Raw genomic sequence first — 24,728 nt, 5'->3', positions numbered from 1 at the left:
ATATCATCCTTTATTTGGCAGTAGTTTTATAGGTAGGGTTGTCTATGGGCAGACAACCGTCACACTTCCCTTATTACATTACATGTAATTATGATAAAGTTCAAGCATTTGTTGTATTAATTGTAAAAAGTATTATATACAAATAAGAAATATGTTATTATTTAGGAAATTAGAACAATAAATAATAAATTTGGAGCTGTTTCAAATGTCAAGAGATATAGAGAAGAAAGCGTTTAAACCAATTTGGATTATTGTTAGTTTCGTATTATTAATTGGAATTTTATTATTACCAACGCCAAATGATTTACCCGTTATGGCAAAATGTGCGTTAGCCATTTTAGCATTCGCAGTTATTATGTGGGTTACAGAAGCTGTAACTTATCCAGTATCGGCAGTTATGATTGTCGGTCTTATAGTTGTATTGATTGGATTTAGCCCAGTGCAAAATTTAGGAGATGCTCTAGGTAATCCGGCAGCAAATGGTAAAGCATTAGAAGGGGATGCGTTATTAGGTACTAGTAATGCATTGCAAATGGCGCTAAGTGGATTTTCTGGTTCAGCCGTTGCACTAGTTGCCGCAGCATTATTTTTAGCGACAGCGATGCAAGTCACGAACTTACATAAGCGATTAGCACTACAAGTACTTTCTATAGTAGGTAATAAGACAAATAGAATTGTTATAGGTGCCATTATCGTTGCAATTATATTAGCATTTTTTGTACCTTCTGCTACAGCAAGAGCTGGTGCAGTAGTGCCTATTCTACTTGGTATGATAGCAGCATTTAACACTTCTAAAAACAGTAAATTAGCAGCGTTATTGATTATTACAGCTGTGCATGCAGTCTCTATATGGAATATCGGTATAAAGACGGCTGCAGCTCAAAATATAGTCGCTATAGGCTTTATTAATAAATCGATGGGACAAGACATTTCATGGGGTGAATGGTTCTTGTATGCAGCTCCTTGGTCCATTATCATGTCAGTTGTTCTATACTTCGTCATGATCATGATTATCAAACCTGAAGAAAAAGAAATTGAAGGTGGTACGGAATTAGTAAAAGCACAATTAAATGAATTAGGTCCAATTACTGCTAGAGAGTGGAGATTAATTATTATTTCTGTCTTGCTCTTGCTATTCTGGTCTACAGAAAAAGTATTACATCCAATTGACTCTTCTTCCATAACGATTATTGCATTAGCCATTATGTTAACGCCAAAAATTGGTGTATTCTCATGGGAAGATGTTGAGAAAAAAATACCATGGGGTACTGTAATTGTATTTGGGATTGGTATATCACTAGGTACAGTTTTGTTAGAAACAACAGCTGCACAATGGTTAAGTGATAAGACGTTTGGATTGATGGGACTTAATCATATGCCGCTTATAGCTACAATTGCGTTAATCTCAATATTCAATATATTAATTCATTTAGGATTTGCCAGTGCAACAAGTTTATCTTCGGCATTAATACCTGTGTTTATTGCATTAACGCAAACATTAAATCTAGGTGATCAATCTATTGGGTTTGTACTCATACAGCAATTTGTTATTAGTTTCGGATTCTTATTACCGGTTAGTTCTCCACAAAATATGTTGGCGTATGGTACTGAAACATTCACAGTTAAAGACTTTATAAAAACAGGTATACCATTAACAATAATCGGTTATTTGCTCATTATCTTGATGAGTATGACTTATTGGAAATGGTTAGGATTATTATAAGTGAGTTCAACTCAAAATAAATAAGCATGTCACGCTAGTCATTTTTACGTGATTAGCGTGACATGCTTTTATTTATATGAAGTGTCTTATTTTTGGAAATCGATTTATAATAATTGGCCAATAAATACTGCGATGATAATAATAGGTAAAACAAATTTGACTAGGAAATACCATACGTTGACAAAGATTCTACCTTTTTTAGTATCACTCATATTCAGTTCTTTCATGATGGTCTCTTTGTTAAATATGTGTCCGACAAAGATGGTAACACCCAATGCACCGATAGGCATTAAGACGTTTGCGACTAAGTAATCCATGTTATCAAAGAAGGTTCCAACACCAAATGTAAAGTTTTGTAACAGTCCGTTTGATAATGCTGACGGAATACCAAATACAAATACTAAACCACCTATTATATAAGACCATTTTTTTCTATTATCGTTATTATTTTTAGTAATGTTAGATATATTTAATTCTAATAAAGAAATTGAAGATGTAATGGCTGCAAACAAGAATAAAATTAAGAATAACAGATAGAACAATTGACCTACGAACATTTGGTCAAATACTTGTGGAAGAACAATGAATAATAATCCTGGTCCTTGATTTGGCTCTAAACCAAAAGCAAATATTGCTGGGAATATGGCTAAACCTGCTGCTATAGAAACGGCGATGTTCATCCATACAATCGCATTAGCACTTTTGACGATGTTGGTCTTGCGGTTTAAATAAGAAGCATAAGTCATCATGCCGCATGTACCAAGTGATAAAGCAAAGAATGACTGACCTAATGCATATAATATACCTTCAGAACTTAAGTCTGAAATTTTAGGTTGTAGAAAATATTGAATACCTTCTACTGCACCATCTAAAGTTACAGATCTAATAATAATGATGACAAATGAGATAAACAATAGTGGCATCATTACTTTTGATGCTTTTTCGATTCCTTTTTCGACACCTTTACTGACGATGATGACAGTAAAGAGTATAAAAGCGAATTGGCTAGCTAATGAATATAATGGATTAGAAATATAATCATTAAAGACATGACCGTAATCGTGTGACTGCGTTAATCCAAAGCTGTCTAACAATGTACGTATAATATATAGAATGATCCAACCACCTATAACACTATAGAATGAAAATAGTACGAATACTGTTAAATTCCCGAGCCATCCTATTAAGTTAAACGATGATTTTCCAGAAACTTTTTTAAAGATATTTGTAGAGTACGTTCTACCATATCGTCCCAAAACAAATTCACTTAAAAGCAAAGGTAAGCCGACGAGTAGTGTAAATATAATAAATATTAATAAGAATGCGCCACCACCATATGTGCCAGCCATATAAGGAAACTTCCATACTGCTCCTAGACCTATTGCTGAACCTGCACTAGCTAAAATAAAGCCAATATTTGATGACCATTGCGATAAATTTTTCATTTAAATTCCTTCCTTACTATATAAATACTTTAAAGCGGTAAAGCTTTTAAGTAAAAAAATAAAACTCACAGAAGTGAATTTTACATGATTATGATAATGATTGCAATATAAAAAATATCGACAACAATCATTTGTTGTCGATAAGTAGGGTGTCTAAATTGTTAAATGTTAGAGCAACCTATTGACCGATAGAGCCGTTGCTTTCGTCATTCCAAGCCAATATGTTCTCTAATGGTAATCTACTAGAATCGTGAGGTGGTTTAACCCCTTTACCAATCGCTAATAAATGTGCTGGAACGTATCTTGAAGTATCGATATTTAAAGCTTCTAATACAGCTGTTTTATCGAAACCACCGATAGGGTTTGTATCATAACCGTGGTCTGTAGCGATAAGCATTAATTGCATTGATGCTAAATTAACATCCATTAAACCTTGAGCGTTGAAGTAGCTTTCATCAGCGTTGCTGATTAAATTAGATATTGTTTCAACGAAGTAATCTTTAGAGTTTTCATCCATGTATCCAAGTTCAACATTTTTTTCATAAATATCACTTACGTAGTCAGCATGTTTCAAGTCTGCAAGAATAAGAATAATTGCGCTTGAAGAGTGTAATTGTCTTTGGTTGAATTGTACAAGGTGGTCTAATTTTTGTTTTGTTTCTTCTGAATCAATTACAACGAATCTCCAAGGTTGAAGATTAATTGAAGAAGGTGCTTTAGTAGCTAGCTCTATCATTTCTTTTATTTCTTCTCTAGGTATTTTAAAGTTTGGGTCGAATTCTTTAACTGATTTTCTTTTGTTAATAATTTCAGTTAGTGAAAGGTTTGATTGTGTCATTTTATTTCTCCTTTTAGTATGATGAGATTATAATGCACTAATTTATAAGAAAAATAAAATGATTAGCTTATGGCTGAAAATTATTTTTGGGGGTTTTGTAAATGAAAGCGACTACTTTATTATCTGAATTGAAAATAACGGAACCAATCTTTCTAGCAGGAATGGCTGGAGGCGTGACGACGCCGAATTTAGTTGCTTCTGTATGTAATGAAGGTGGATTTGGACAAATTGGAGCTGGCTACATGACACCAGAAACACTTGCGAGAGATATCGATCAAATTAGGGAAATGACTCATAAACCATTTGGCGTTAATTTATTCGTACCTGAATTTCCAGAAGTTAATCAAGAAAAAGTCGATTTTATGAATAGAATTTTAGAGCCTATTGCTGAAAAATTAAACTATGAACCCGTCAAAGAAGTTTCGATTGAGAACACATTTGATCAAATGATAGAAGTGATTATTGATAAAGGTGTAGAACTTGTTAGCTTTACGTTTGGTCCACCTTCAGAGCATCTTGTTCAACAATTACATCAACACCATATAATTGTGGTTGGAACAGGTACTAATTTAGATGAGGTTAAAGCTTTAGAAGCGATAGGTGTAGATGCCGTTGCGATACAAGGTAGTGAAGCGGGAGGTCATAGAGGATCATTTGAGCAAGCGTTGCCTGAAGAACGTTTAACATTAGAAGAACTCTTCGATCAAACTTATCCAAAAGTAAACTTACCGCTTATTGTAGCAGGAGGTATTACAACACCTGAGCAAGCTAAATATTATATCGAAAAAGGCGCAGCAGCTGTACAACTTGGAACAGCATTTTTAACAACAAGAGAAAGTGGTGTTCCAAAGGTGCATAAAGAAAGTATATTAAATGCAAAATCAGAAGATATTATACTTACGAATACATTTAGTGGACGATATGCAAACGGCATTATGAATCCTTATATTCTGTATGTTGAACAATTTAGAGACAGTATTTGCCCTTATCCTATTCAAAATATATTAACACAGCCGATGAGAGGGCAGTCTAAAAAATTGGGGAATAAAGATTATATGAATTTATGGTGTGGCACACATCCAGAAGGCGCACGAGATGAGACTGTATCAGAATTGATGAACAGGTATCGTTTAGTATAACACTAAGGGGCTGGGACCATACATCTAGGCAAGCATGCACTTTCAAAGTCGTCACACTATAAAAAAGCATATCACGCTGTTCACTGAGAAATATCAGTAGCGTGATATGCTTTTTTATTTTGAGTCTTCGTGCGTTTTGCCTATATTTTACCAAAATCGCAAAAAATTTTTATTAATTATAAATCCATAGATTCTAAGAGTTCATAAACAAATTCTCTATCATTTTCGTTGCCGTGTATATATTTATTGATATAACAAGAACGAATACTTGGAGCAATAACATCCTTTTGAAGTGGTAAGTATTGTTTAATATATAAGTCTATCGGTGTTGGCGGTAATGATTTTTGAGGATTTGGCTGTATATACGGAAAGTCTTGTTGAATTTCATAACCATGTCTATTAAAGAAATTCTTTCGCATAATCGCATCTTCTTGTTTGCTTTCATCATCATATACTTCTACGCCAAATGATTCGAGCATGATCATGTTAGCATCTCTTCCATGAACATCTTGAGCATGTTTATGAAGCTCTTTCTCAATCTTTTCTAGTGTTTGTGCACCGACGCGTTGGTTTCGGTATTCAGGATGTGTCATTAAATAAATGATAAAAGCTGAATTTGTGGTAGGTTCATAATGTCCTGTAGATAAACTTACGACAGTATCATCTATTAAACCAACTAAAAATATATAATGTTTTTGTATATAATCTGATGTTAAAGAGTGAATAAAGACGTGACGATCTTCTCTTACTTCAGCTTTAAAAATATCTTCATACATTTCTAAAGCTTTTTTAAATAATGGATCATCTATAGATGTGACAACTTCAAAATTCATAATTATGAACCCCTCAATCAATATTTTATAATATTATAACATAAGATATTCATAGAGGTAGACTTCACACAAAAAAGACTGCCAACCGAGACTCGGTTGGCAGTCTTAAATATTATAGTTATTGTCTATTTGGGTCATCTGTCGGATTGTTAATATCTGCTTCTTCTCGTCTTACTTTTTCAGATACATGTTCAGTATCTTGAACTTTATTTTTCTTAATCACAATTTCTTCAGATACAACATTTTCTTTATCAACGTTTACACGTTCTTCATGTAAAGGAACATGTACTGAATCATCTTCGTTTGCGTTGAAGTCCTCGTCTACCTTCTCATTTACTGGTCGACGTTCAATCGTTACTTCTTCGCGTTCAACAGGTACATCGAATTCTTCGTTTTCTTCAACGACACGTTTATCAACTGAAGCTTGCCCAGTTTCAACGTTTTCTTTATCAACATTTAAGCGTTCTTCGTGTAGTTGAACAGATTCTTCATCTTCGATATTTTGATTGCGATCATTAAATGATTGATTTGATGCATTGATATTAGTATCTTGTCTATTTTGACTAGATGAGAAGTTTGATTCTCGTGCTGTATCTTCATTTGTTGCACTAGGCGCATCAACACTTTCATTTGGTTTATTATAGTTTAATGATGAACGCTCTGCTTCAACATCATCATCGTTAACTCTTGAGAATGAAGATTCGTCTTCTCTTGATAAGCTTTGTTGGTCTTTTACGTTATCCGTTTCACGATATTGAGATCTCGTGTTTGTCGTTTCTTTATTGTTTAATGCCTCTAAATCTCTTTCGTTATCACTAGAATAAACTTGACGGTCACCTTGACCTTCTAAATCATCGTCAGCTTGTTTGTTTGCATATCCAGCAGCCCCAAGACCTGATGCACCAGCTAGATTTGCCGAAGTAGAAGTATCGTCATGTGCTTGCTTGTCATTTTGATTGCCAGTAGATTGATTAAATTCATCTTTGTTATCAGCAATATTAGAATCATCTACATCATCATGTGCAATACTTTCGTCACCTATACTGTTACCGTATCGGTTAGTGTCTGTATAATTATCTGTTCCTGCTTGCTTATTGAATGAAGATGTTTCATTTTTTTCAGTTGTATCATTGTTTGTAATATCATTTTTAGAAACGTCATCACTTTGATTAAATTCATTTTCTTTTTCAGTTTTATCAAATTCATTTTGATCTTGCGCATCTTCGTTGTGACGATTAGACGAACTAGCTGCCGCAGCACCTGCAGCGCCAGCACCTACTCCTGCCCCAGCAGCTGTTCCTTTAGAAACACCTGTTTCTTCATTATCATTATTTGAAAATGGTTTTGTATCATCATAGTGTTCGTTCCCTGATTGAGAATCTTTAGGATGACCGGAATCGTAGTTGTCAGTATCTCCTAAATTATCATTATCAATATATAATAGTATCTTACCGTTACTTAAATCTGCTTTATACTTATCTAATTGTTCTTCTGGAACTTTTAAGCTTGATAAAACTCTTTCTTCAGCACTTTCTCCAGAGAATAAAGCTGTAATCTTATCACTAAATGATCCTCTTGAGTTTTTAACTTTTACATCTGTGTAGTCTAGAGAATTATCCTCAAGTTTTTCTTCAGAGATGACTTGTAAATCACTTTCTCCTGCACCTTCTTGCTTTAATTGGTCAATGCGTTGCAGTAATTCACTTTCGTTATTAAACTTTTCTATTTTACCCATACTAAAACCTCCATAAATTTGTAATGTGTAAAAATCTGATAAATAGTGATTATTCTCTAGGTGTTCAAAACTTAATAAATATTGTCTTCTAAAATACAATATAATTCACAAATACCCTTGTACGAGCGACTCAAACACAAAAATATAATAGCTTTCTAATTATTTGAATAATTCAGTTTATTCAAATGCTGTTTAAATAGCGTTATAATAAGGTTTTGCCTATTGTAAAAATACTGATATTTTGTTATTATCAATGAATAATTTATTACTAAAAACTCATATAATCTGAAGAATATGGCTTTAGAAGTTTCTACCGTGTTGCCTTAAACGACACGACTATGAGTAAATGAATAACACTGGAATCAGACTATCTAAATAGTGTGGTTTTATATTATTTTTTACTCATCTTACCTAATTTCTAGGATTAAGGTGTGTTTTTTTTAATCTAAATGAGGAGGCGAGTAGTGTGAGGACACTACAGGATAGGGTTAAAGAAGATGGTGTAGTCATCGATGAAAAGATTCTTAAAGTGGATTCATTTTTAAATCATCAAATCGATGCAAAGTTAATGTACGAAGTTGGACAAGTTATTATTGATCATTTTAGTGACAAGAAGATTACAAAAATACTGACTATTGAAGCTTCTGGTATTGCACCAGCAATTATGGCTTCGTTACATTTAGATGTTCCGTGTTTATTTGCTAAAAAAGCGAAGCCATCTACAATGACGTCTGAGTATTATCACACAGATATCCACTCATTTACTAAAAATACAACAAGTACAGTGGTTATTGCGAAACAATTTTTAAATGAAGATGATCACGTACTTATTATCGATGACTTTTTAGCAAACGGTGAAGCATCATTAGGTTTACATCGTTTAGTTCAAGCAGCAAATGCTACAACATCGGGAATTGGCATCGTTATCGAAAAAAGTTTCCAACCAGGTAGAGAGAAGTTGGAATCTGAAGGATTGGAAGTATTGTCACTTTGCCAAGTTTCTTCTTTATTAGGAAATAAAGTTAAACTGGTAGGAGAATAAAATGAAAAATTTCATCTTAAGTATTCAACATTTACTCGCAATGTATGCAGGTGCCATAATGGTACCGATCATCGTAGGTTCTGCACTTAAGTTCACGCCGGAAGAAGTCGCATATTTAGTCGCAATTGATATCTTTATGTGTGGCGTGGCAACATTTTTACAAGTTTATAAAGGTATTGGTATAGGACTGCCGGTAGTCTTAGGATGTACATTTACTGCAGTTGCACCAATGATATTAGTAGGTAATACACATGGTATCGGCGTCTTATATGGTTCAATATTCTTATCAGGAATTATCGTCGTTCTCATTTCACCATTTTTCTCGTACTTAGTTAAATTATTTCCACCTGTTGTTACAGGTAGTGTAGTGACAATAATTGGTATAACTTTAATGCCAGTAGCTATGAACTATTTAGCTGGAGGTCAAGGTGAGAAAAATTATGGAGATAGTAAAAATATATTTTTAGGTATCTTTACGCTAGTTATCATATTAGTTATACAAAGGTTATCAAAAGGGTTTATAAAATCGATTGCCATTTTATTAGGTTTATTGATTGGAACGATCGTCGCTTCCTTCTATGGTTTAGTAGATACATCTAGTTTAAAAACGTCTAATTGGTTAGAGTTGCCAAGACCATTTAGATTTAGTGGGTTTGAATTTGAATTTGGTACGACTATCGTCTTTGTCATTATTGCGATTGTAAGTCTAATCGAATCAACAGGTGTCTATCATGCACTGAGTGAAATTACAAAACAACCTATTACAAGAAAAGATCTATCAAAAGGTTATCGAGCTGAAGGAATCGCTATTATCATCGGCGCAATATTTAATGCCTTTCCATATACAGCTTATTCTCAAAATGTCGGTCTTGTTTCATTATCAGGTGCTAAAAAGAATCAAATTATGTATATGATGGTTGCACTGCTCATTGTATGTGGATCTATACCAAAAATTGGTGCTTTAGCTAGTATGATACCTTTCCCTGTGTTAGGTGGCGCGATGATTGCAATGTTTGGAATGGTTATGGCTTATGGTGTTAAAATGCTTGGTGGTATAGACTTTAATAAACAAAACAATTTACTCGTAATTGCTGTTTCTGTTGGAATCGGTGCTGGCATTACGGCAGTACCTCAAGCGCTTGAAACATTTGGAGAAGAATATGCATGGTTAACTCAAAATGGTATAGTATTAGGTACTTTCTCAGCTATTATATTAAATTTGTGTTTTAATGGATTAAACAATCAACAAAATAGTGAAAATGTGAAATAATAAATATGAAAATAAATTAGTGGAGGTTATATTCATGTGGGAAAACAAATTTCAAAAAGAAGGTTTAACGTTCGATGATGTATTACTAGTACCAGCAAAATCTGAGGTATTACCAAGTGATGTAGATTTGAGTGTGTCACTATCTAAGAATATTAAGTTAAATATTCCGATTATCTCAGCTGGTATGGATACAGTTACTGAAGCTAAAATGGCTATCGCTATGGCTAGACAAGGTGGCTTAGGTGTTATTCATAAGAATATGTCTATCGAACATCAAGCAGACGAAGTACAAAAAGTTAAACGTTCTGAAAATGGTGTCATTACAAATCCATTCTACTTAACGCCTGACGAACAAGTATATGCAGCAGAAGCATTAATGAGTAAATATCGTATTTCTGGTGTACCTATTGTTAAGAACGATGAAGATATGGAACTTGTAGGTATTATTACGAATCGTGATTTAAGATTTATTGAAAACTTCTCAATCAAAATTTCAGATGTTATGACTAAAGAAAATTTAGTTACATCTCCAGTTGGAACGACGCTAGAAGAAGCAGAAGAAATTTTACAAAAATATAAAATCGAAAAACTTCCATTAATTACTAACGAAGGTAAACTTAAAGGGCTTATTACAATTAAAGATATTGAAAAAGTGATTGAATTCCCTTATGCAGCTAAAGATAAAGAAGGTCGTCTTCTTGTTGCAGCAGCTTTAGGTATTGCTAAAGATACACCAATTCGTGCTCAAAAATTAGTAGAAGCTGGAGCGGATGCTCTTGTTATTGATACTGCACATGGTCACTCTAAAGGTGTATTAAATGTAGTTAAAGAAATTAGTCAATCTTATCCAGAAGTAACAATCATTGCAGGTAACGTAGCAACTCAAGAAGGTACAAAAGCGTTATTTGAAGCGGGAGCAGATGTCGTTAAAGTTGGTATCGGACCAGGGTCTATCTGTACAACTCGTGTTGTTGCTGGTGTGGGTGTACCACAAATTACAGCAATTTATGATTGTGCAACGGAAGCTCGTAAACATGGTAAAGCGATTATTGCAGATGGTGGCATTAAGTTCTCAGGAGATATTGCTAAAGCATTAGCTGCAGGCGGTAACGCTGTAATGTTAGGTAGCTTACTTGCTGGTACAGAAGAAAGCCCAGGACAAACTGAAATCTTCCAAGGACGTCAATACAAAGTATATCGTGGTATGGGTTCACTTGGCGCAATGGAACAAGGTTCGAAAGACCGTTACTTCCAAGAAGACACAACTGCTAAGAAATTCGTTCCAGAAGGTATTGAAGGTAGAATCGACTTTAAAGGACCGTTACAAGATACAATCTATCAATTAACTGGCGGTATTAAGAGTGGTATGGGTTACACTGGTTCAGCTAATTTAGAAGCGCTAAGAGAAGAAGCTCAGTTTATTAGAATGACTGGCGCAGGACTAAAAGAATCACATCCACATGATGTTCAAATTACTAAAGAAGCACCAAACTACTCATTTTAATTAAAGGAGATCAACAATTATGGAAATGGCTTTTGAACAAGAGTTAATTCTTGTATTGGACTTTGGTAGTCAATATAACCAATTGATTACGCGTCGTATAAGAGAGATGGGCGTTTATAGTGAACTACACGACCATGAAATCTCAATTGAAGAAATTAAAAAAATGAATCCTAAAGGTATTATCCTTTCAGGAGGACCTAATTCAGTTTATGAAGAAGGATCATTTACAATTAATCCTGAAATATTTGAACTAGGCATCCCTGTATTAGGTATTTGTTACGGAATGCAATTAATGACAAAATTATTAGGTGGTTCTGTAGAAAGAGCTAGTGAACGTGAATATGGTAAAGCAACATTAAACGTTAAATCAGATGATGATTTATTCTTTAGCTTACCTGAGAGTCAAACAGTTTGGATGAGTCACAGTGACAAAGTTATCGATATCCCAGAAAACTTTGAAATCATTGCAGATAGCCCAAGTTGTCAAAATGCAGCAATCGAAGATAAATCAAGAAAATTATACGGTGTTCAATTCCACCCAGAAGTACGTCACACTGAATATGGTAATGACTTATTGAGAAACTTTATTCGTCGTGTGTGTGATTGTACAAGTAATTGGACGATGGAAAACTTTGTTGATATCGAAGTAGAAAAAATTAGAGAACAAGTTGGAGATCGTCGCGTTTTATGTGCGATGAGTGGCGGTGTTGATTCATCAGTCGTAGCAGTGTTACTTCATAAAGCTATCGGTGATCAACTAACATGTATTTTCGTAGACCATGGACTTCTTAGAAAAGGAGAAGGTGACATGGTAATGGAAAACTTTGGTGAAGGATTCAACATGAATATCATCAGAGTAGACGCTAAAGAACGTTTCATGAGCAAATTAACAGGCGTATCAGACCCTGAACAGAAACGTAAAATCATCGGGAATGAATTCGTATATGTGTTTGATGACGAAGCCTCTAAACTTGAAGGTGTAGACTTCCTTGCACAAGGAACACTTTATACAGATATTATCGAATCAGGAACAAAAACTGCACAAACAATTAAATCACACCATAACGTAGGTGGATTACCAGAAGATATGCAGTTCCAATTAATTGAACCAATTAATACACTGTTTAAAGACGAAGTACGCGCACTAGGAATAGAATTAGGCATACCAGAACATTTAGTATGGCGCCAACCATTCCCAGGACCAGGACTAGGTATCCGTGTGTTAGGTGAAATTACAGAAGATAAATTAGAAATCGTGAGAGAATCTGACGCTATACTTAGAGAAGTTGTAAGTGAAGAAGGTCTAGAAAGAGATATTTGGCAATACTTTACAGTATTACCAGACATCCGTTCAGTAGGTGTTATGGGAGATTATCGTACATATGACTATACAATCGGTGTGCGCGCAGTAACATCAATAGACGGTATGACAAGCGACTTCGCAAGAATCGATTGGGAAGTGTTACAAAAAGTATCAAGCCGTATCGTAAACGAAGTAGACCACGTAAACAGAGTCGTCTATGACATTACATCTAAGCCCCCAAGTACAATAGAATGGGAATAATGATATAAACAAAACAAACCCTCTAACCATTGCGGTTAGAGGGTTTGTTTTGTGTCAAAAAGATAGAAATACACAAACAGAATATCATGAATATATTCAAAGAATTAAATAGTAAAGGTATTACAGTCATTATGGCTACACATGAAAAAGCATTTTTTGATATTGGAAACGAGACGATTGATATGGATTTATTGTAATATTTAAAAGGAGAAAAAATTTGTAAGTGATTTTTCCTCGCGATAAGCCTTTTTTCAGTATAAATCACGAATCTTTGTTATATTTGGATATATAAAGTTGAGGAGGAATCATATATGTTTATCGCACAAGCAACGTTTTCAACTAAAGATTCGGATGCAAAGTCTATCTTAAATAATAAGATGAGTCATGCTAAACAAGACTTTGAAGGCTTTGAAGGTTTCATTGATGCAGAAGTATGGAAGTCGGAAGCGGGAAGCAAATTAGAGTATGCAATTGTTTCTAAATGGCATGACAAAAAAGACTTTCAAGCTTGGATTTCTAGACCGGCTCATGTTGAAGAACATAAAAATATGAGTAAAGAGGCTAAGGAACAAGCTGAAGCGACAAGTCCAAAAATTGAAAAACAAATCAAAAAATACGAACTGATGGATTAAAGTTTTATCCGATTTTAAGGGATAAAAAAACATCGTTCTGACGTTTACATATAAGTTATAAATACCGCCGTTCTAACAATCATGTTAGAACGGTTTTTTATAATGAAAACATTTATGTAATAATATAAGGAAAGATGAATAATTTCTAGGAGGTTTACAGTGGAGATAAAACAAATGCAATATTTTATAGAAGTTGCGAAGTTCAAGAGTATGACAAAAGCCTCAGAGAATTTATATATTACGCAGCCTACAATTAGTAATTCAATTAAGTTGTTAGAAGAGGAATTAAGTGTAGAGTTGTTTGATCGTTCTAAGAGACAGATTGTTTTAACGGATGCTGGGAAGGTCTTTTATAAAATATGTAAGGACTTTTTAAAGATGTATGAAAATATTCCTGTTGAGTTAAATAATTTATTAGAAATTGAAGAAGGTCATGTCAGAATTGGGATTCCTACAATTATGAATGTGAATAGGTTTACTAAGCTTATTTCTGAATTCCATCAACTATATCCTAATGTTACTTTTCACATTTTAGAAGATGGTAGTAAAAGAATTGAAGATGAGATTTTAAAGGATGATTTAGATATAGGCATTACTGTATTGCCTACGGATAATAGTTTGTTTAATTCATTCTTCTTCTTCAGTGAAGAGTTGAAAGTGGTCGTGAATAAAAATCATTGTATGGCAGATCAACAATCTATTGATCTTAATAAACTAGCAAATGAGAGTTTTATTCTGTTTAATTCAGATTATTATTTAAATGACCGTATTAAGCAGTGTTGTAGGATGTCAGGTTTCATTCCTAATATTATATCTGAAAGTACACAATGGACTTTCATTGAACAGATGATTTTATCGGATTTAGGTATATGTATATTACCTTCAAGCATTACGGATTTACTCCATGAAGACTTAAAAAGCATTAGCATTAGCAATTTAAATATAGGCTGGGAATTAGCGATTATTTGGAAAAAAGAAGGCTATCAAAATCATATTACTAAAAAATTACTTGAATTCTTACAAGACAGATTCCTTTTAAACGGCTAAGTTATGCGGTTACATAGATTATTTTTATAGTTCGCATAAAAATTAACGATTTTTATAAATGCTTTAAGGGGCTTAGTATGTAGATATACGAGATATAAGAAAGGAAATGTATATGAATCATTTTAAACATCCCAATGAAAGCAGAGTAGTAAGCACGGATCAAGTTTTAGTAAACGATTTGAATAATTATAATACGTTGTTCGGAGGCGTATTAATGAAAAAGCTAGATAATAATGCTACTTTATCAGCTAGAAGACATGCAAGAGTCAAAGAATGTGTGACAGCATCAACAGATTCTATTGATTTCTTAGTACCTATTAGACAAACGGATTCAGTTTGTATTGAATCTTTCGTGTCATACACAGGGAATAAGTCCATGGAAATCTTTTGTAAAGTAATTGCTGAAGATATGTTAACAGGAGAAAGAAAGATAGCAGCTACAGCATTTTTAACTTTCGTAGCTTTAGATACTGACAAGAGACCTATTACAGTACCATCTATTGTTCCAGAATCAAAAGAAGAATTATTCTTATTTGAATCAGGGAGCAAACGAGCAAATATGAGACGACAAAGAAGAGAGCATAGCCAAGAATTAACAGAAATTATTGGTTTAGAAAAACCTTGGGAAAGAATTAAAGAAGGGAGTTATTAAAGATGTTTGCAAGTACAAATGAAATATATAATGTTCAAGATGATATCTTATCACTAGAAAAAAAACACCCTCATTTCTTTAAAAATGTAGAGCATGTTGTAAGTTTGACGAGACAATTACAAATTCATTATCAATATTTAGGGGAATTAATAAATGGTATTGATAAAGTTGAATCACAACCACCATTTATTAAAGATTCTGTATTACAAATTTATACTGAAGAAGTTAAAAAAATTACTGAAGATGAAAATGTTGATACATTAATAAATATCTTTGAAAATCATCAAGATGTAAAATATGCTCAAATCTTTTTATTAATATTAGGTGCGAAACCTAAACTTGTCTTTGAGAATACGATTATTAAATAAAAGATTAAAAGTGAGTTGGAAACACATTATATGTGTGTATCTAACTCTTTTTTTAAGGAATAAAATATGAATGAATTAAATGTAGATAATATTGGAAAAGTTTTATAATATAATATTAAAAAGCTCATCCAGTTTATAAAAAGATAAATATTTCCCGGGCTATAATATGTAAGTGATAAAGGAGGAAATGGTTATCAAAAAGTTTAAATTCATTCTTATTATATTTATTATCGTGATTTTAATTGTCTTTATGTATATGAGGGGAAATAAAGGTCGTGAAGTGCATCACTTTAATGCTAAAGATGGTACAAAGGGAGATTATTTAATGTATCCTGCTAAACATCCTAAAGGAACGTTAATATGGCTACATGGTGATGGTGCATATGAATATCATCATCCAGATTCTCGAGCTTATTTAAGTGGCAAAGATGGCATTAAACAAGTAGCTAAAGAAAAAAACTTAACGCTTATTGTTCCTAAAACGGTTAGTGAAGATGGTACGTGGTGGAAAAAGGGTAAGGCTAATACACAATATTTAGTAGAACTTATTTCATCACTGCCTAACCATGAACGTCTTTGGATTGGGAGTTTTTCAGGTGGTTCCGAAACAACGTCTTATTGGTTGCTTGATAGATTGCCTGAAATGAATGTTAAGTCAGGCGGTGCGATCCTTTTTGGTGGGGGTGGTTCTCCAAAGAAAGAAGGCATTGTTAACCGACTAGAGAAGTCTAAACATATTAAAGGTTCATTCCCTTTAACTTGGATTGTTGGTGAACATGACCATGAAGGAGGTCAAACTGACGATGACCCATTTGATGCATTGATCACAAGCAAAGAGGGAGAAGCATTTTATGCTAGCCAAGGATGGGATACAAAGCGAATTGTTGCAAAGGATTACCATCATTTAATCATAAAGGATGATATCGGCCAGTACGGCGCATATTTAAAAGAAAATATAAAATAAGTAAAAACAATTCATATTAAATATTTATAAATTTATTGTTAAGATTTATGTGAATAATAGGTGTTGGCATAAAAATATTATGATTTTTTAGATTTATTTAAATTTACTATCAAAAGTAATATATTTTTATGATAACATTATATATAAATATCTATAGGGAGTGTTTAATGTGAATTGTCCAAAGTGTGGATCAGCAGTGACGCAAGATGACAGATTTTGCGGTGAGTGCGGAGAAAAGTTAACTCAGACAGATGGAAATACAACTATCGCTGCACCAAATAACAATAATGAGAAAGTAGAAAAGTTTAAGAGTTCTTTGAACACATATAAAAAGGATACTTTAAATGAGAGCAAAGGATTTTTTAAAAATATTTTCACCAGGTTAGATCAAGAAGTGATGAGCCAACATACATATAGTTATAAGTTTATAGCTTCATTAGTAGGTGCGGGACTGCTGTTATTATTAATCTTTTTATTGATTTTAGTGCCTGCTGATCTTGGAATGTGGGAACCTTCTAAATCAAGTATTGTGTTTAGAATACTCATTACTTCAGTTGTATCTTTAGCCGTGTTATTCGGTATTACATTAGGAATTATAAAAATATTAAACGTCAATTTAAGTGTACATAAAGTATTATCTGATTTTATAGCTTTCAATTTATTTTCAACGGTATTTTTCTTCTTAGGTATGCTGTTCATGGCGATTAAAGTGCCTAGCTTTGCGGCAATATTAATCATACTAAGTTTATTATTGTTCGTGATATCACCTATTTACTTAATGACGAAATACAGTAATCATAACAACATGCGTATGGCAGTTATTTATGGCATTTTGATTTATTTTGTTATCATAGCAATTATTTTACGCATATTAGTGGAAAGATCGATGTCGAGTTCATTAGAAATACTTGATTCGTTATTAAATGGTTATTAGGAGGATAGGCATGAAATATTGTAAAAATTGTGGGAAAGAACTGACTGAAGAACAAAAGGTATGTACGAAATGTGGTATGCCTGTCAACCAACAGAATAAGACTGAACAACCTAAAGAACAAAAGAAAATGAGCAAGAAAACGATTATAATCATAGCGATTATAGCTTTATTACTTTTATTAATATTTGCAGTTTATAAAGTGTTTGATTCTAAATTATCTCCAGTGAATGAAGCTAAAGAAATTTCTACAGATATTAAAAAAGGAAACACAAAAAACTTAAAAGACCATTTGAAATTTAATAATCGTAATCTCAATCAAACTGAAAGTAGAGCTTTTTACGATTACATAGTTGAAGCGGATAGTTCAGACCGATTTGCTGATGAAGTTGAAAGCAAAGTAAAAGAAATGCAAGAAAATGATGAACAAAGTACGTCTATCAACGCGGATGACGAAGCCGTTATTCAAGTAAAGAAAAAAGGTAAAAAGTATGGCATCTTTGATAATTATGACTTTGAAGTTGTAAAAGAAAGTGTTTCAATCAACCCAGATACTGATAGTACGATTACTTACGAATACGATGGAAAAAAACAAAAAATTAAACTTGTAGAAGATAATGAAAAAATGTTTGCTACGCTTCCAATAGGAAATTACAATTTGAAAGCGACTAAAGAACAAGGCAATAAGAAGTTTGAAGGTGAAGTCATTGTGAATATGGCGACTTCGTATGAAGCAATAGAGAACTTTAAACAAAAAAATATTGCCGTTAATATTGATTCAGAATATAGTTATGGCGATGAAGATGTAAATATTTATATTAATGGTAAGGATAGAGGTACATACGATTCTTATAATGAAACAGTTTATGGACCTTTCTTACCAGATGAAAAAGTAGAAGTATATGCCGAAACAACAGTAAATGACAAAACGTTTAAAACAGACACAGTAAATGTTGATAAAGCTGAAGACGGCGAAGATGAAATTACAGTAGATCTTTCATTTGATGATGAAGCAATCAAAGACTATGAAGAGAACGAAGACCTTAAAGAAGATGTGCAAACATTTATGGAAGACTATATAGATGCGTTGAACGAAGCATATGAAGAAGAAGACTATATGTACGTATCAAGTTATATCAAGAGTAGTTCAGACACAGCTGATCATATAGAAAATGTTGTTGAAGATGGTGGAGGTACTGAATTCTCATCATTAGAAGTAACAAAGTATGATAAAAAAGGTAAAACAATCACAATTGAGACTACAAAAGAAGATCAAGATGGCGACAGTATAAAATCTAAATATGTTTTAGATTATGATTCGACATTCTCTGAATTTAAAATTAAAGATTATACAGATATTTAAAGCTGTTATGCTACTTTAGCCACATGAAAGTTTATGTTAATAAATATGACACAAAAAACAATCCTCTAAACTAATAGTTAGAGGATTGTTTTTAATAATGTGATTTCAGGTTCGTCTAATTCATGCCCGCCGTCTAAAAGTTCAAATTGAACGTCTTTAAACTTTGGTTGAAGGGCTTTGGATAATGCTTTCACTTTACCGGGTACAGTTAAATAGTCGTTTGAACCAGTCGTGATAATAAGCGATGTATCTTGATAACTTTTATTGATATTGTATGCTAAATCAGAAGGATGAAGTAATAGAATACGATCGACATTTACAATGCTGTGTTCAAGTATGCCTAGTATGAAGTTGGCACCATTAGAATAACCTAGGAATATCACATTTTTAAAAGTATATGCCTTAGTAAATGAATTCCAAAATTCAACAAAGGATTCCGTCTGTTTATTAAAATCATCTCTATCTAATTCATTATGATTAAGGGGTGCAAAAAATCGTCTTTCTTTACCTTCGCCAACACTACCTTGCATGCTTAATACATTAGCTTCAGGAAATAACGCTCCTGAAAAAGGTAAGAGTTGGTATTGATTGCCTCCGGTACCATGGAAAAGTACAATTAAAGTATCAGAGTTTGGGTTTTCTTGTAAGAAATATTCCATTCTATCACCTCCATAAATTTGAAAGGGCTGTTGTTAATGAATCGCGATTCAATTATACACCATGTATCGATTATTAATCACGATGCAGAACAATCATTTAATTTTTACCGTAATATTTTAGGCTTAAATTTACTCATGAAAACTGTTAATCAAGAGAACTATGAAATGTATCATATATTCTTCGCAGATAAATATGGTCGACCTGGAACTGAAGTGACTTTATTTGAAATGAAAGAAGGAAAGGATAATCAATTCGGAGCCAATGCTTTCGATCGATTACTTTTTAAAGTGCCATCAGTAGAATCGTTAAAATACTGGGAACAAAGATTTAATCAATTTGATGTCTGTCATTATGGAATAGAAAGTTACACTGACCGCAGTCTAATTCGCTTTGAAGGACCAGATGCAACACCACTTGGTTTAATCGTGATGACAGAACATGAAGATATAGGTCATTTCAATAGAGACGAGAACAGCATTGTTCCTTTCGAACACCAAATACTCGCTTTAGATTCAGTCCATGCTAGAGTGAGATATCCAGAAGCAAGTAAACAACATTTCCAAAGCATGTACAATTGGGAAGACTATGGCCAAACAACATTCTTTGATACAGATCTAACTGTTAACATATTGCATAACAATAATCGTCATATGTACCATGAAATACATTTTATATATGACACATTTAATCCAATAGAAGATCAAGGATTTGGAGGTATACATCACGTCGCGATATCTACAGAAACGGAAGATACTTTAAAAGACATCGAAACATCATTAGACAAATTAAACATGATACATTCACCAATAAAAAACAGAGGATTTTTCAAATCTATATATTATCAAGACCCAAATCAACTCTTGTTTGAAGTCGCAACATTAACACTTAATATGAAAGCAATAGCATTTGAAGAAAAGGCATTCCAAGACATCCCACTATACTTACCAGAACACCTTGAAGAAAAACGATCATTTATCGAAAAGCAATTAAAGAAAGGGAATACATATCTGTAATTGAAAGGTCAATTTACGAGTGTGTTTGAAGTCTATTAATTATATAAGTATAATAAGTGTTAAGAACAATTACTATATTGCGAGGTGATTTTATGAAAGCATTTATAGAAAACGTGAAGCTAAGACCGAAACAGTTTATAATGTCATTCATCTTACCTTGTTTAGTGGTATGGGGAGCATTGTTAATTTTAGAAAGTAATATACAACAAGTTATGATTTATGGAATAGTATCATTTTTACTATTTTCCATACGTTTTAATTTATATATATCGAGCGATGTTTTAAGTGAGAAACTCAATAACATCATAAAAGAGAAAAAAATCTCTAAAGAAAAACTATTTAAAATAACAGGATTAACGAAATATGAAGTAACTGAAAAAGAAACTCATTTTGAGTTTTATATGACATCGTCTAGAAAGAAAAAATATCTCGAAATGATAAAGTGTTATGATGCATAAGCAAAGAATAAGAAAGGCTCGTATTTAACATGGAGGTTAAGATTGAAATTGCAGAAACTCATAAAGATACTTAAAGAAAACTATAATTATAATCCAAAATATTATTTATTGATGATTGGTGTTATATTCACTTTTTCTATCATTATATTTGCGTTTAACCCTGATTTAAAATTTAAAGTGATGGGCATACTATTTGTTGTACTACAAGTTGTTACATTGAATTGGGGATTAAGATCAGAAGTTTATAACCAAAAAATTACAGATTTATTAAAAGAAAAAGGTATCCGTATAGAAACATTGCAAGAAAAGGTTGAAATAACAAAATATGAATTTGGTTTAAAAAAAGGTAAATATGAATTTTATGTTTCTAATAAAGAAAAGAAAAAATATATGCGTTTATTGGAATCTATGTAATGTTAAAGAAGCTGACACAGTTGAAGTGTCAGCTTTTTATTTTGGTAAACGCTGATATATCAACGTTGCAAAAAACATTTGGCAAAGATTATGATTCATTTTTGGTCCAATGTAAACTTTATTTGGTACACTATTTTTAAGTCTTTTACTAAATTGATAGCAAGGAGTCATCGAAATGAACTTAAGTAAGCAAATTATTCATTTAAGAAAAGAGTTTAATTTATCTCAAGAAGATTTAGCAGAAAAAGTATTTGTGAGTAGGCAGTCTATTTCTAATTGGGAACGGGGTAAAAGTTACCCTGATATAGAATCTTTATTGCTTTTGAGTAATATTTTTGATGTTTCCTTAGATCATCTAGTAAAAGGAGACGTAAATATGATGAAGAGAGAAATGAATAGAAAAGAATTTGATAAGTGGTCTAAATTGATGATGCTATTTTTAGCGTTGGCAGCTATATCATTTATACCGAGTATGATGTTTCCAGATATGTATGGACTCGTAATACCTTTTATATTGTGGTTAATAGGTATGTTTTATAGTTATAAAGTAGAGCATTTTAAAGGAAAACATAATATTAAAGCTTATAGTCAGATTATGGATTATATGGATGGTAAAGATGTAAAAACAATTCGTGAAAGAACGAAGAAAGTTAAAATTAAAGATAGAATTGTAGCAATTGTGACACCTTTTATTTTCGCGATGATAGCTTTTTTAATTGGATACTATGGCATGAAAATTATCGGGTTATAAAAAGAGGTGGGATATAAATTCTAACTCAAAATAAATAACAACTCATTTCACTGATTTATTCAGCTAGAAATGAGTTGTTATTTATTATAAATCTACGATTTTGTTCGTGCATGCTTGCCTAGGGTATGGTTCGAGCCTATAGTCTCTCACTCATACTATTCCCTCAGGCGTCAGCACTTTACAAAATCGTTATAAATATCCATTTTTCTTAAATTTTTTCGTTTGTTCTTTTAAGTACATGCTCTATGTTGCAAGACTGATCAAACAAGCAAGATAGAAAGTCCGAATGTTGCAAGACTGAGCAAACAAGCAACATAGAAGGTCCGAATGTTGCAAGACTGAGCAAACAAGCAACATAGAAGGTCCGAATGTTGCAAGACTGACTAAACAAGCAACATAGAAGCACTGAAAGTTGCAAGACTGACTAAACAAGCAACATAGAAAGTCCGAAAGTTGCAAGACTGCCCAAACAAGCAACATAGGAGGTCTGAAAGTTGCAAGACTGACTAAACAAGCAACATAGAAAGTCCGAAAGTTGCAAGACTGCCCAAACAAGCAACATAGAACGCCCGAAAGTTGCAAGACTGAGTAAACAAGCAACATAGAACGTCTAAAAGTAGCTTGAATGCTCAGTGTGTTTTATCTGTTCTACTCTGAAGAAATCTCTTGAATATAATGATAAACTTGTCTCTTTTTATCTTTGTCTAATGATCTTAAAAGTTGAATGGACTCATTTATAATTTGAGAATCTTCTTCGTCTTCGTATGCTTCTGGTACGTTTACCCAGCCCATAATATATGCTGGTGTGGTAGAGAGCGCGATTGATAATTTTTCGACAACGGTCGGCGTCAATTTGGCTGTTTGTCCGGTTTCATATCTTGAAATGGTTGATTGGTTTACGTTCATAAGTTTTGCTAATTGATATGTGCTGTATCCAAGTTCTTCTCGTCTTTGTTTAATGCGATATCCTGTTTGATTCAATATTTTCACCTCAATTACTATAGATCATTATGTATTAATTCTATTATATCTGATTTAAGTTGTGATTTGTAATTAAGTGATACGAATGATACTTTGTTGACCAATAAAAATCGATTTGCTATAATTCGAATTAATCTAATAGAAGCTTTCTAGGGTTCCGTAACAGAAATGTTAGACTGGACCGAGAGAAAGCCACGAGTATGCACTTGTGACACGGAAGGATAAAAGCCTGGGAGACTTATTGAATAAGTTTCTCAGGCTTTTTTTAATTTAGGAGGATATATAAATGAATTGGTTAAAAATTATTATCGGTGCGATATTTGAAGTGGGCTGGGTAGTCGGTCTAACACATGCGAGCAATACGTTTGAATGGTTCTTAACGATTGTTGCCATTGTAGTGAGCTTTTATTTACTCATTAATGCATCAAAACAACTGCCGGTTGGGACTTCCTATGCTGTATATGTAGGTCTTGGAGCAACAGGTGTTACGATTGCGGATTTCGCTTTCTTTGGTGAACCTGTTGTAATAGGTAAAGTCATATTAATCGTGATGTTGATTATTGGTGTTGTCGGATTGAAACTTGTGACACATGAAGAGGAGGGTGTTTAAAATGGCGTGGTTAGTATTGGTGATGGCAGGACTTTTTGAAATGTTAGGGGTCTTATTCATAAATATATATGCAAAACGTAATGATATTTCTTCTTTATTAGGGTTAGCACTATTCTTCTCATTGAGTTTCATTTGTTTATCAATAGCAATGAATACAATACCGATGAGCACGAGTTATGCAGTGTGGACAGGTATCGGTGCAGTAGGCGGCGCTTTATTGGGAATCATATTCTACGGTGAGTCTAAAGAATATAAGCGCATCTTATTTATAGGCATTATATTAGCAAGTACGATAGGGTTAAAATTAATAAGTTAAATGAGCGCTATATTTCTTTGTATTATAAATCATAATTGATTTCCATCCATTCAGGTGCTTCTTGGAATCCAAGCTTTTTATAGACGGGTTTACCTAATGTTGAAGCGGCTAGGAAAACTTTTTTAATATTTCTAGATTCTACATCTTTGATTAGTTCTTTGATGATTTTTTGTGCAATACCTTTCCCTCTATAGTCAGGATGCGTATAAATATTTGTGACGTATGCTCTTTCGCCAGATGGATTTGTAAATGATGGTGGGAATGGGTAATAAATAATGGCGCCACTTGCAATAATCGTGTCATTTTCAATGCCTAACAATTGATATAGAGATTTGTCTGTTAATGCATCAGTAAAAAAACGTTCTAATTCAATATCGATATTAGGTGTTGGATTGGATCCTTCGTCTATGAGTTGAGCTTTTCTTAATGCTACTAATTGTTTTAAGTCGGAAATTGTCGCTAGTCTAATATGCAT

At 33.0% G+C, this 24,728-nt stretch carries 26 protein-coding genes and 2 riboswitches; of the genes, 19 read left to right on the top strand and 7 right to left on the bottom strand.

The features are described from left to right. Window positions 1-205 precede the first annotated feature (205 nt). Entirely contained in the window at window positions 206-1,723 is a 1,518-nt protein-coding gene (locus PYW35_RS13060; RefSeq protein ID WP_103322833.1) for a DASS family sodium-coupled anion symporter, read from the top strand. A gap of 104 nt (window positions 1,724-1,827) precedes the next feature. On the opposite strand, the gene PYW35_RS13055 is transcribed toward PYW35_RS13060, so the two are convergent. Both PYW35_RS13055 and PYW35_RS13050 read right to left on the bottom strand, forming a co-directional pair. Beyond that, on the bottom strand, window positions 1,828-3,168 hold the full coding sequence (locus tag PYW35_RS13055; RefSeq protein WP_016911835.1) for a sodium-dependent transporter: 1,341 nt from the start codon (window positions 3,166-3,168) through the stop codon (window positions 1,828-1,830). Window positions 3,169-3,346: 178 nt separating this feature from the next. Continuing rightward, window positions 3,347-4,006: a nitroreductase family protein gene (locus PYW35_RS13050; protein ID WP_016911836.1), complete on the bottom strand. Its 660-nt coding sequence runs from the start codon at window positions 4,004-4,006 to the stop codon at window positions 3,347-3,349. A 101-nt stretch (window positions 4,007-4,107) separates the two neighbouring features. Here PYW35_RS13050 and PYW35_RS13045 point away from each other — a divergent pair, with 101 nt between their 5' ends. Beyond that, window positions 4,108-5,145, top strand: a complete 1,038-nt coding sequence (locus PYW35_RS13045; RefSeq protein WP_103322834.1) for an NAD(P)H-dependent flavin oxidoreductase — start codon at window positions 4,108-4,110, stop codon at window positions 5,143-5,145. 176 nt (window positions 5,146-5,321) lie between these two features. On the opposite strand, the gene PYW35_RS13040 is transcribed toward PYW35_RS13045, so the two are convergent. Both PYW35_RS13040 and PYW35_RS13035 read right to left on the bottom strand, forming a co-directional pair. Beyond that, window positions 5,322-5,978 (bottom strand): GNAT family N-acetyltransferase, encoded by a 657-nt coding sequence (locus tag PYW35_RS13040; protein ID WP_016911838.1) that lies wholly within the window; start codon window positions 5,976-5,978, stop codon window positions 5,322-5,324. Between the two features lie 118 nt (window positions 5,979-6,096). Beyond that, on the bottom strand, window positions 6,097-7,713 hold the full coding sequence (locus PYW35_RS13035) for a DUF2382 domain-containing protein (protein ID WP_103322835.1): 1,617 nt from the start codon (window positions 7,711-7,713) through the stop codon (window positions 6,097-6,099). 256 nt (window positions 7,714-7,969) lie between these two features. Then, a riboswitch (purine riboswitch) is annotated at window positions 7,970-8,072 on the top strand. Between the two features lie 107 nt (window positions 8,073-8,179). Between PYW35_RS13035 and xpt the strand changes: the two genes are divergently transcribed. From xpt to PYW35_RS12980, 11 genes are all read left to right on the top strand, one after another. After that, window positions 8,180-8,755: a xanthine phosphoribosyltransferase gene (xpt, locus tag PYW35_RS13030; RefSeq protein ID WP_016911840.1), complete on the top strand. Its 576-nt coding sequence runs from the start codon at window positions 8,180-8,182 to the stop codon at window positions 8,753-8,755. 1 nt (window position 8,756) lies between these two features. Then, complete coding sequence (locus PYW35_RS13025) at window positions 8,757-10,025, top strand: nucleobase:cation symporter-2 family protein (RefSeq protein WP_103322836.1); 1,269 nt, start codon at window positions 8,757-8,759, stop codon at window positions 10,023-10,025. A 34-nt stretch (window positions 10,026-10,059) separates the two neighbouring features. After that, window positions 10,060-11,529, top strand: a complete 1,470-nt coding sequence (gene guaB / locus PYW35_RS13020; protein ID WP_103322837.1) for an IMP dehydrogenase — start codon at window positions 10,060-10,062, stop codon at window positions 11,527-11,529. A 19-nt stretch (window positions 11,530-11,548) separates the two neighbouring features. After that, entirely contained in the window at window positions 11,549-13,093 is a 1,545-nt protein-coding gene (gene guaA, locus PYW35_RS13015) for a glutamine-hydrolyzing GMP synthase (protein ID WP_103322838.1), read from the top strand. Between the two features lie 311 nt (window positions 13,094-13,404). After that, a complete protein-coding gene (locus PYW35_RS13010) occupies window positions 13,405-13,725 on the top strand; it encodes an antibiotic biosynthesis monooxygenase family protein (RefSeq protein ID WP_016911844.1) in 321 nt (106 codons plus the stop codon). Between the two features lie 159 nt (window positions 13,726-13,884). Further along, the gene (locus PYW35_RS13005; protein WP_016911845.1) at window positions 13,885-14,772 is read left to right on the top strand and encodes a LysR substrate-binding domain-containing protein; all 888 of its coding nucleotides are present in this window, start codon (window positions 13,885-13,887) and stop codon (window positions 14,770-14,772) included. Between the two features lie 112 nt (window positions 14,773-14,884). Further along, complete coding sequence (locus PYW35_RS13000; protein ID WP_026023222.1) at window positions 14,885-15,424, top strand: acyl-CoA thioesterase; 540 nt, start codon at window positions 14,885-14,887, stop codon at window positions 15,422-15,424. Window positions 15,425-15,426: 2 nt separating this feature from the next. Next, a complete protein-coding gene (locus PYW35_RS12995) occupies window positions 15,427-15,792 on the top strand; it encodes a hypothetical protein (protein WP_016911847.1) in 366 nt (121 codons plus the stop codon). A 187-nt stretch (window positions 15,793-15,979) separates the two neighbouring features. Continuing rightward, the gene (locus PYW35_RS12990) at window positions 15,980-16,756 is read left to right on the top strand and encodes a hypothetical protein (RefSeq protein WP_103322839.1); all 777 of its coding nucleotides are present in this window, start codon (window positions 15,980-15,982) and stop codon (window positions 16,754-16,756) included. Window positions 16,757-16,925: 169 nt separating this feature from the next. Next, window positions 16,926-17,690 carry a zinc ribbon domain-containing protein gene (locus PYW35_RS12985; protein ID WP_103322780.1) on the top strand — a complete coding sequence of 255 codons (765 nt, stop codon included), beginning with the start codon at window positions 16,926-16,928 and terminating at the stop codon, window positions 17,688-17,690. Between the two features lie 10 nt (window positions 17,691-17,700). Beyond that, entirely contained in the window at window positions 17,701-19,050 is a 1,350-nt protein-coding gene (locus PYW35_RS12980) for a TcaA NTF2-like domain-containing protein (protein WP_103322781.1), read from the top strand. Between the two features lie 77 nt (window positions 19,051-19,127). Here the strand turns inward: PYW35_RS12980 and PYW35_RS12975 are convergent, their stop codons facing one another. Further along, complete coding sequence (locus PYW35_RS12975) at window positions 19,128-19,709, bottom strand: alpha/beta hydrolase (RefSeq protein ID WP_103322782.1); 582 nt, start codon at window positions 19,707-19,709, stop codon at window positions 19,128-19,130. Between the two features lie 36 nt (window positions 19,710-19,745). Between PYW35_RS12975 and PYW35_RS12970 the strand changes: the two genes are divergently transcribed. The 4 genes from PYW35_RS12970 (at window position 19,746) to PYW35_RS12955 (ending at window position 22,346) form a co-directional block, all read left to right on the top strand. Next, entirely contained in the window at window positions 19,746-20,723 is a 978-nt protein-coding gene (locus PYW35_RS12970; RefSeq protein ID WP_103322783.1) for a VOC family protein, read from the top strand. Between the two features lie 92 nt (window positions 20,724-20,815). Next, entirely contained in the window at window positions 20,816-21,181 is a 366-nt protein-coding gene (locus PYW35_RS12965) for a hypothetical protein (RefSeq protein ID WP_103322784.1), read from the top strand. Between the two features lie 42 nt (window positions 21,182-21,223). Further along, the gene (locus tag PYW35_RS12960) at window positions 21,224-21,595 is read left to right on the top strand and encodes a hypothetical protein (protein WP_103322785.1); all 372 of its coding nucleotides are present in this window, start codon (window positions 21,224-21,226) and stop codon (window positions 21,593-21,595) included. Between the two features lie 175 nt (window positions 21,596-21,770). After that, complete coding sequence (locus PYW35_RS12955) at window positions 21,771-22,346, top strand: helix-turn-helix domain-containing protein (protein ID WP_103322786.1); 576 nt, start codon at window positions 21,771-21,773, stop codon at window positions 22,344-22,346. A 648-nt stretch (window positions 22,347-22,994) separates the two neighbouring features. Here the strand turns inward: PYW35_RS12955 and PYW35_RS12950 are convergent. After that, the gene (locus PYW35_RS12950) at window positions 22,995-23,336 is read right to left on the bottom strand and encodes a helix-turn-helix domain-containing protein (RefSeq protein ID WP_233709598.1); all 342 of its coding nucleotides are present in this window, start codon (window positions 23,334-23,336) and stop codon (window positions 22,995-22,997) included. A 129-nt stretch (window positions 23,337-23,465) separates the two neighbouring features. Next, a riboswitch (guanidine-I (ykkC/yxkD leader) is annotated at window positions 23,466-23,565 on the top strand. A 48-nt stretch (window positions 23,566-23,613) separates the two neighbouring features. Between PYW35_RS12950 and PYW35_RS12945 the strand changes: the two genes are divergently transcribed. Beyond that, on the top strand, window positions 23,614-23,937 hold the full coding sequence (locus tag PYW35_RS12945) for a DMT family transporter (RefSeq protein ID WP_103322788.1): 324 nt from the start codon (window positions 23,614-23,616) through the stop codon (window positions 23,935-23,937). 1 nt (window position 23,938) lies between these two features. Further along, window positions 23,939-24,253 (top strand): DMT family transporter, encoded by a 315-nt coding sequence (locus tag PYW35_RS12940; RefSeq protein WP_016912747.1) that lies wholly within the window; start codon window positions 23,939-23,941, stop codon window positions 24,251-24,253. A 22-nt stretch (window positions 24,254-24,275) separates the two neighbouring features. Here PYW35_RS12940 and PYW35_RS12935 read toward each other — a convergent pair whose 3' ends face one another. Then, a complete protein-coding gene (locus PYW35_RS12935) occupies window positions 24,276-24,728 on the bottom strand; it encodes a GNAT family N-acetyltransferase (protein WP_103322789.1) in 453 nt (150 codons plus the stop codon).

The sequence above is a fragment of the Mammaliicoccus vitulinus genome (assembly GCF_029024305.1).
Lineage (GTDB): Bacteria > Bacillota > Bacilli > Staphylococcales > Staphylococcaceae > Mammaliicoccus > Mammaliicoccus vitulinus.
This window is presented reverse-complemented; position numbering and strand designations above follow the sequence as displayed.

Excerpts from the sequence above, each read along its gene's own strand:
- PYW35_RS13025 (WP_103322836.1), top strand. The coding sequence starts at position 8,757 with ATGAAAAATTTCATCTTAAGTATTCAACATTTACTCGCAATGTATGCA.
- PYW35_RS12955 (WP_103322786.1), top strand. The coding sequence starts at position 21,771 with ATGAACTTAAGTAAGCAAATTATTCATTTAAGAAAAGAGTTTAATTTA.
- PYW35_RS13035 (WP_103322835.1), bottom strand. The coding sequence starts at position 7,713 with ATGGGTAAAATAGAAAAGTTTAATAACGAAAGTGAATTACTGCAACGC.
- PYW35_RS12980 (WP_103322781.1), top strand. The coding sequence starts at position 17,701 with ATGAAATATTGTAAAAATTGTGGGAAAGAACTGACTGAAGAACAAAAG.
- PYW35_RS13055 (WP_016911835.1), bottom strand. The coding sequence starts at position 3,168 with ATGAAAAATTTATCGCAATGGTCATCAAATATTGGCTTTATTTTAGCT.
- PYW35_RS12945 (WP_103322788.1), top strand. The coding sequence starts at position 23,614 with ATGAATTGGTTAAAAATTATTATCGGTGCGATATTTGAAGTGGGCTGG.
- PYW35_RS12940 (WP_016912747.1), top strand. The coding sequence starts at position 23,939 with ATGGCGTGGTTAGTATTGGTGATGGCAGGACTTTTTGAAATGTTAGGG.
- PYW35_RS13050 (WP_016911836.1), bottom strand. The coding sequence starts at position 4,006 with ATGACACAATCAAACCTTTCACTAACTGAAATTATTAACAAAAGAAAA.
- PYW35_RS12935 (WP_103322789.1), bottom strand. The coding sequence starts at position 24,728 with ATGCATATTAGACTAGCGACAATTTCCGACTTAAAACAATTAGTAGCA.
- guaA (WP_103322838.1), top strand. The coding sequence starts at position 11,549 with ATGGAAATGGCTTTTGAACAAGAGTTAATTCTTGTATTGGACTTTGGT.
- PYW35_RS13045 (WP_103322834.1), top strand. The coding sequence starts at position 4,108 with ATGAAAGCGACTACTTTATTATCTGAATTGAAAATAACGGAACCAATC.
- PYW35_RS13010 (WP_016911844.1), top strand. The coding sequence starts at position 13,405 with ATGTTTATCGCACAAGCAACGTTTTCAACTAAAGATTCGGATGCAAAG.
- PYW35_RS13000 (WP_026023222.1), top strand. The coding sequence starts at position 14,885 with ATGAATCATTTTAAACATCCCAATGAAAGCAGAGTAGTAAGCACGGAT.
- PYW35_RS12975 (WP_103322782.1), bottom strand. The coding sequence starts at position 19,709 with ATGGAATATTTCTTACAAGAAAACCCAAACTCTGATACTTTAATTGTA.
- PYW35_RS12990 (WP_103322839.1), top strand. The coding sequence starts at position 15,980 with ATGGTTATCAAAAAGTTTAAATTCATTCTTATTATATTTATTATCGTG.
- PYW35_RS12995 (WP_016911847.1), top strand. The coding sequence starts at position 15,427 with ATGTTTGCAAGTACAAATGAAATATATAATGTTCAAGATGATATCTTA.
- PYW35_RS12965 (WP_103322784.1), top strand. The coding sequence starts at position 20,816 with ATGAAAGCATTTATAGAAAACGTGAAGCTAAGACCGAAACAGTTTATA.
- guaB (WP_103322837.1), top strand. The coding sequence starts at position 10,060 with ATGTGGGAAAACAAATTTCAAAAAGAAGGTTTAACGTTCGATGATGTA.
- PYW35_RS13060 (WP_103322833.1), top strand. The coding sequence starts at position 206 with ATGTCAAGAGATATAGAGAAGAAAGCGTTTAAACCAATTTGGATTATT.
- PYW35_RS13040 (WP_016911838.1), bottom strand. The coding sequence starts at position 5,978 with ATGAATTTTGAAGTTGTCACATCTATAGATGATCCATTATTTAAAAAA.
- PYW35_RS12970 (WP_103322783.1), top strand. The coding sequence starts at position 19,746 with ATGAATCGCGATTCAATTATACACCATGTATCGATTATTAATCACGAT.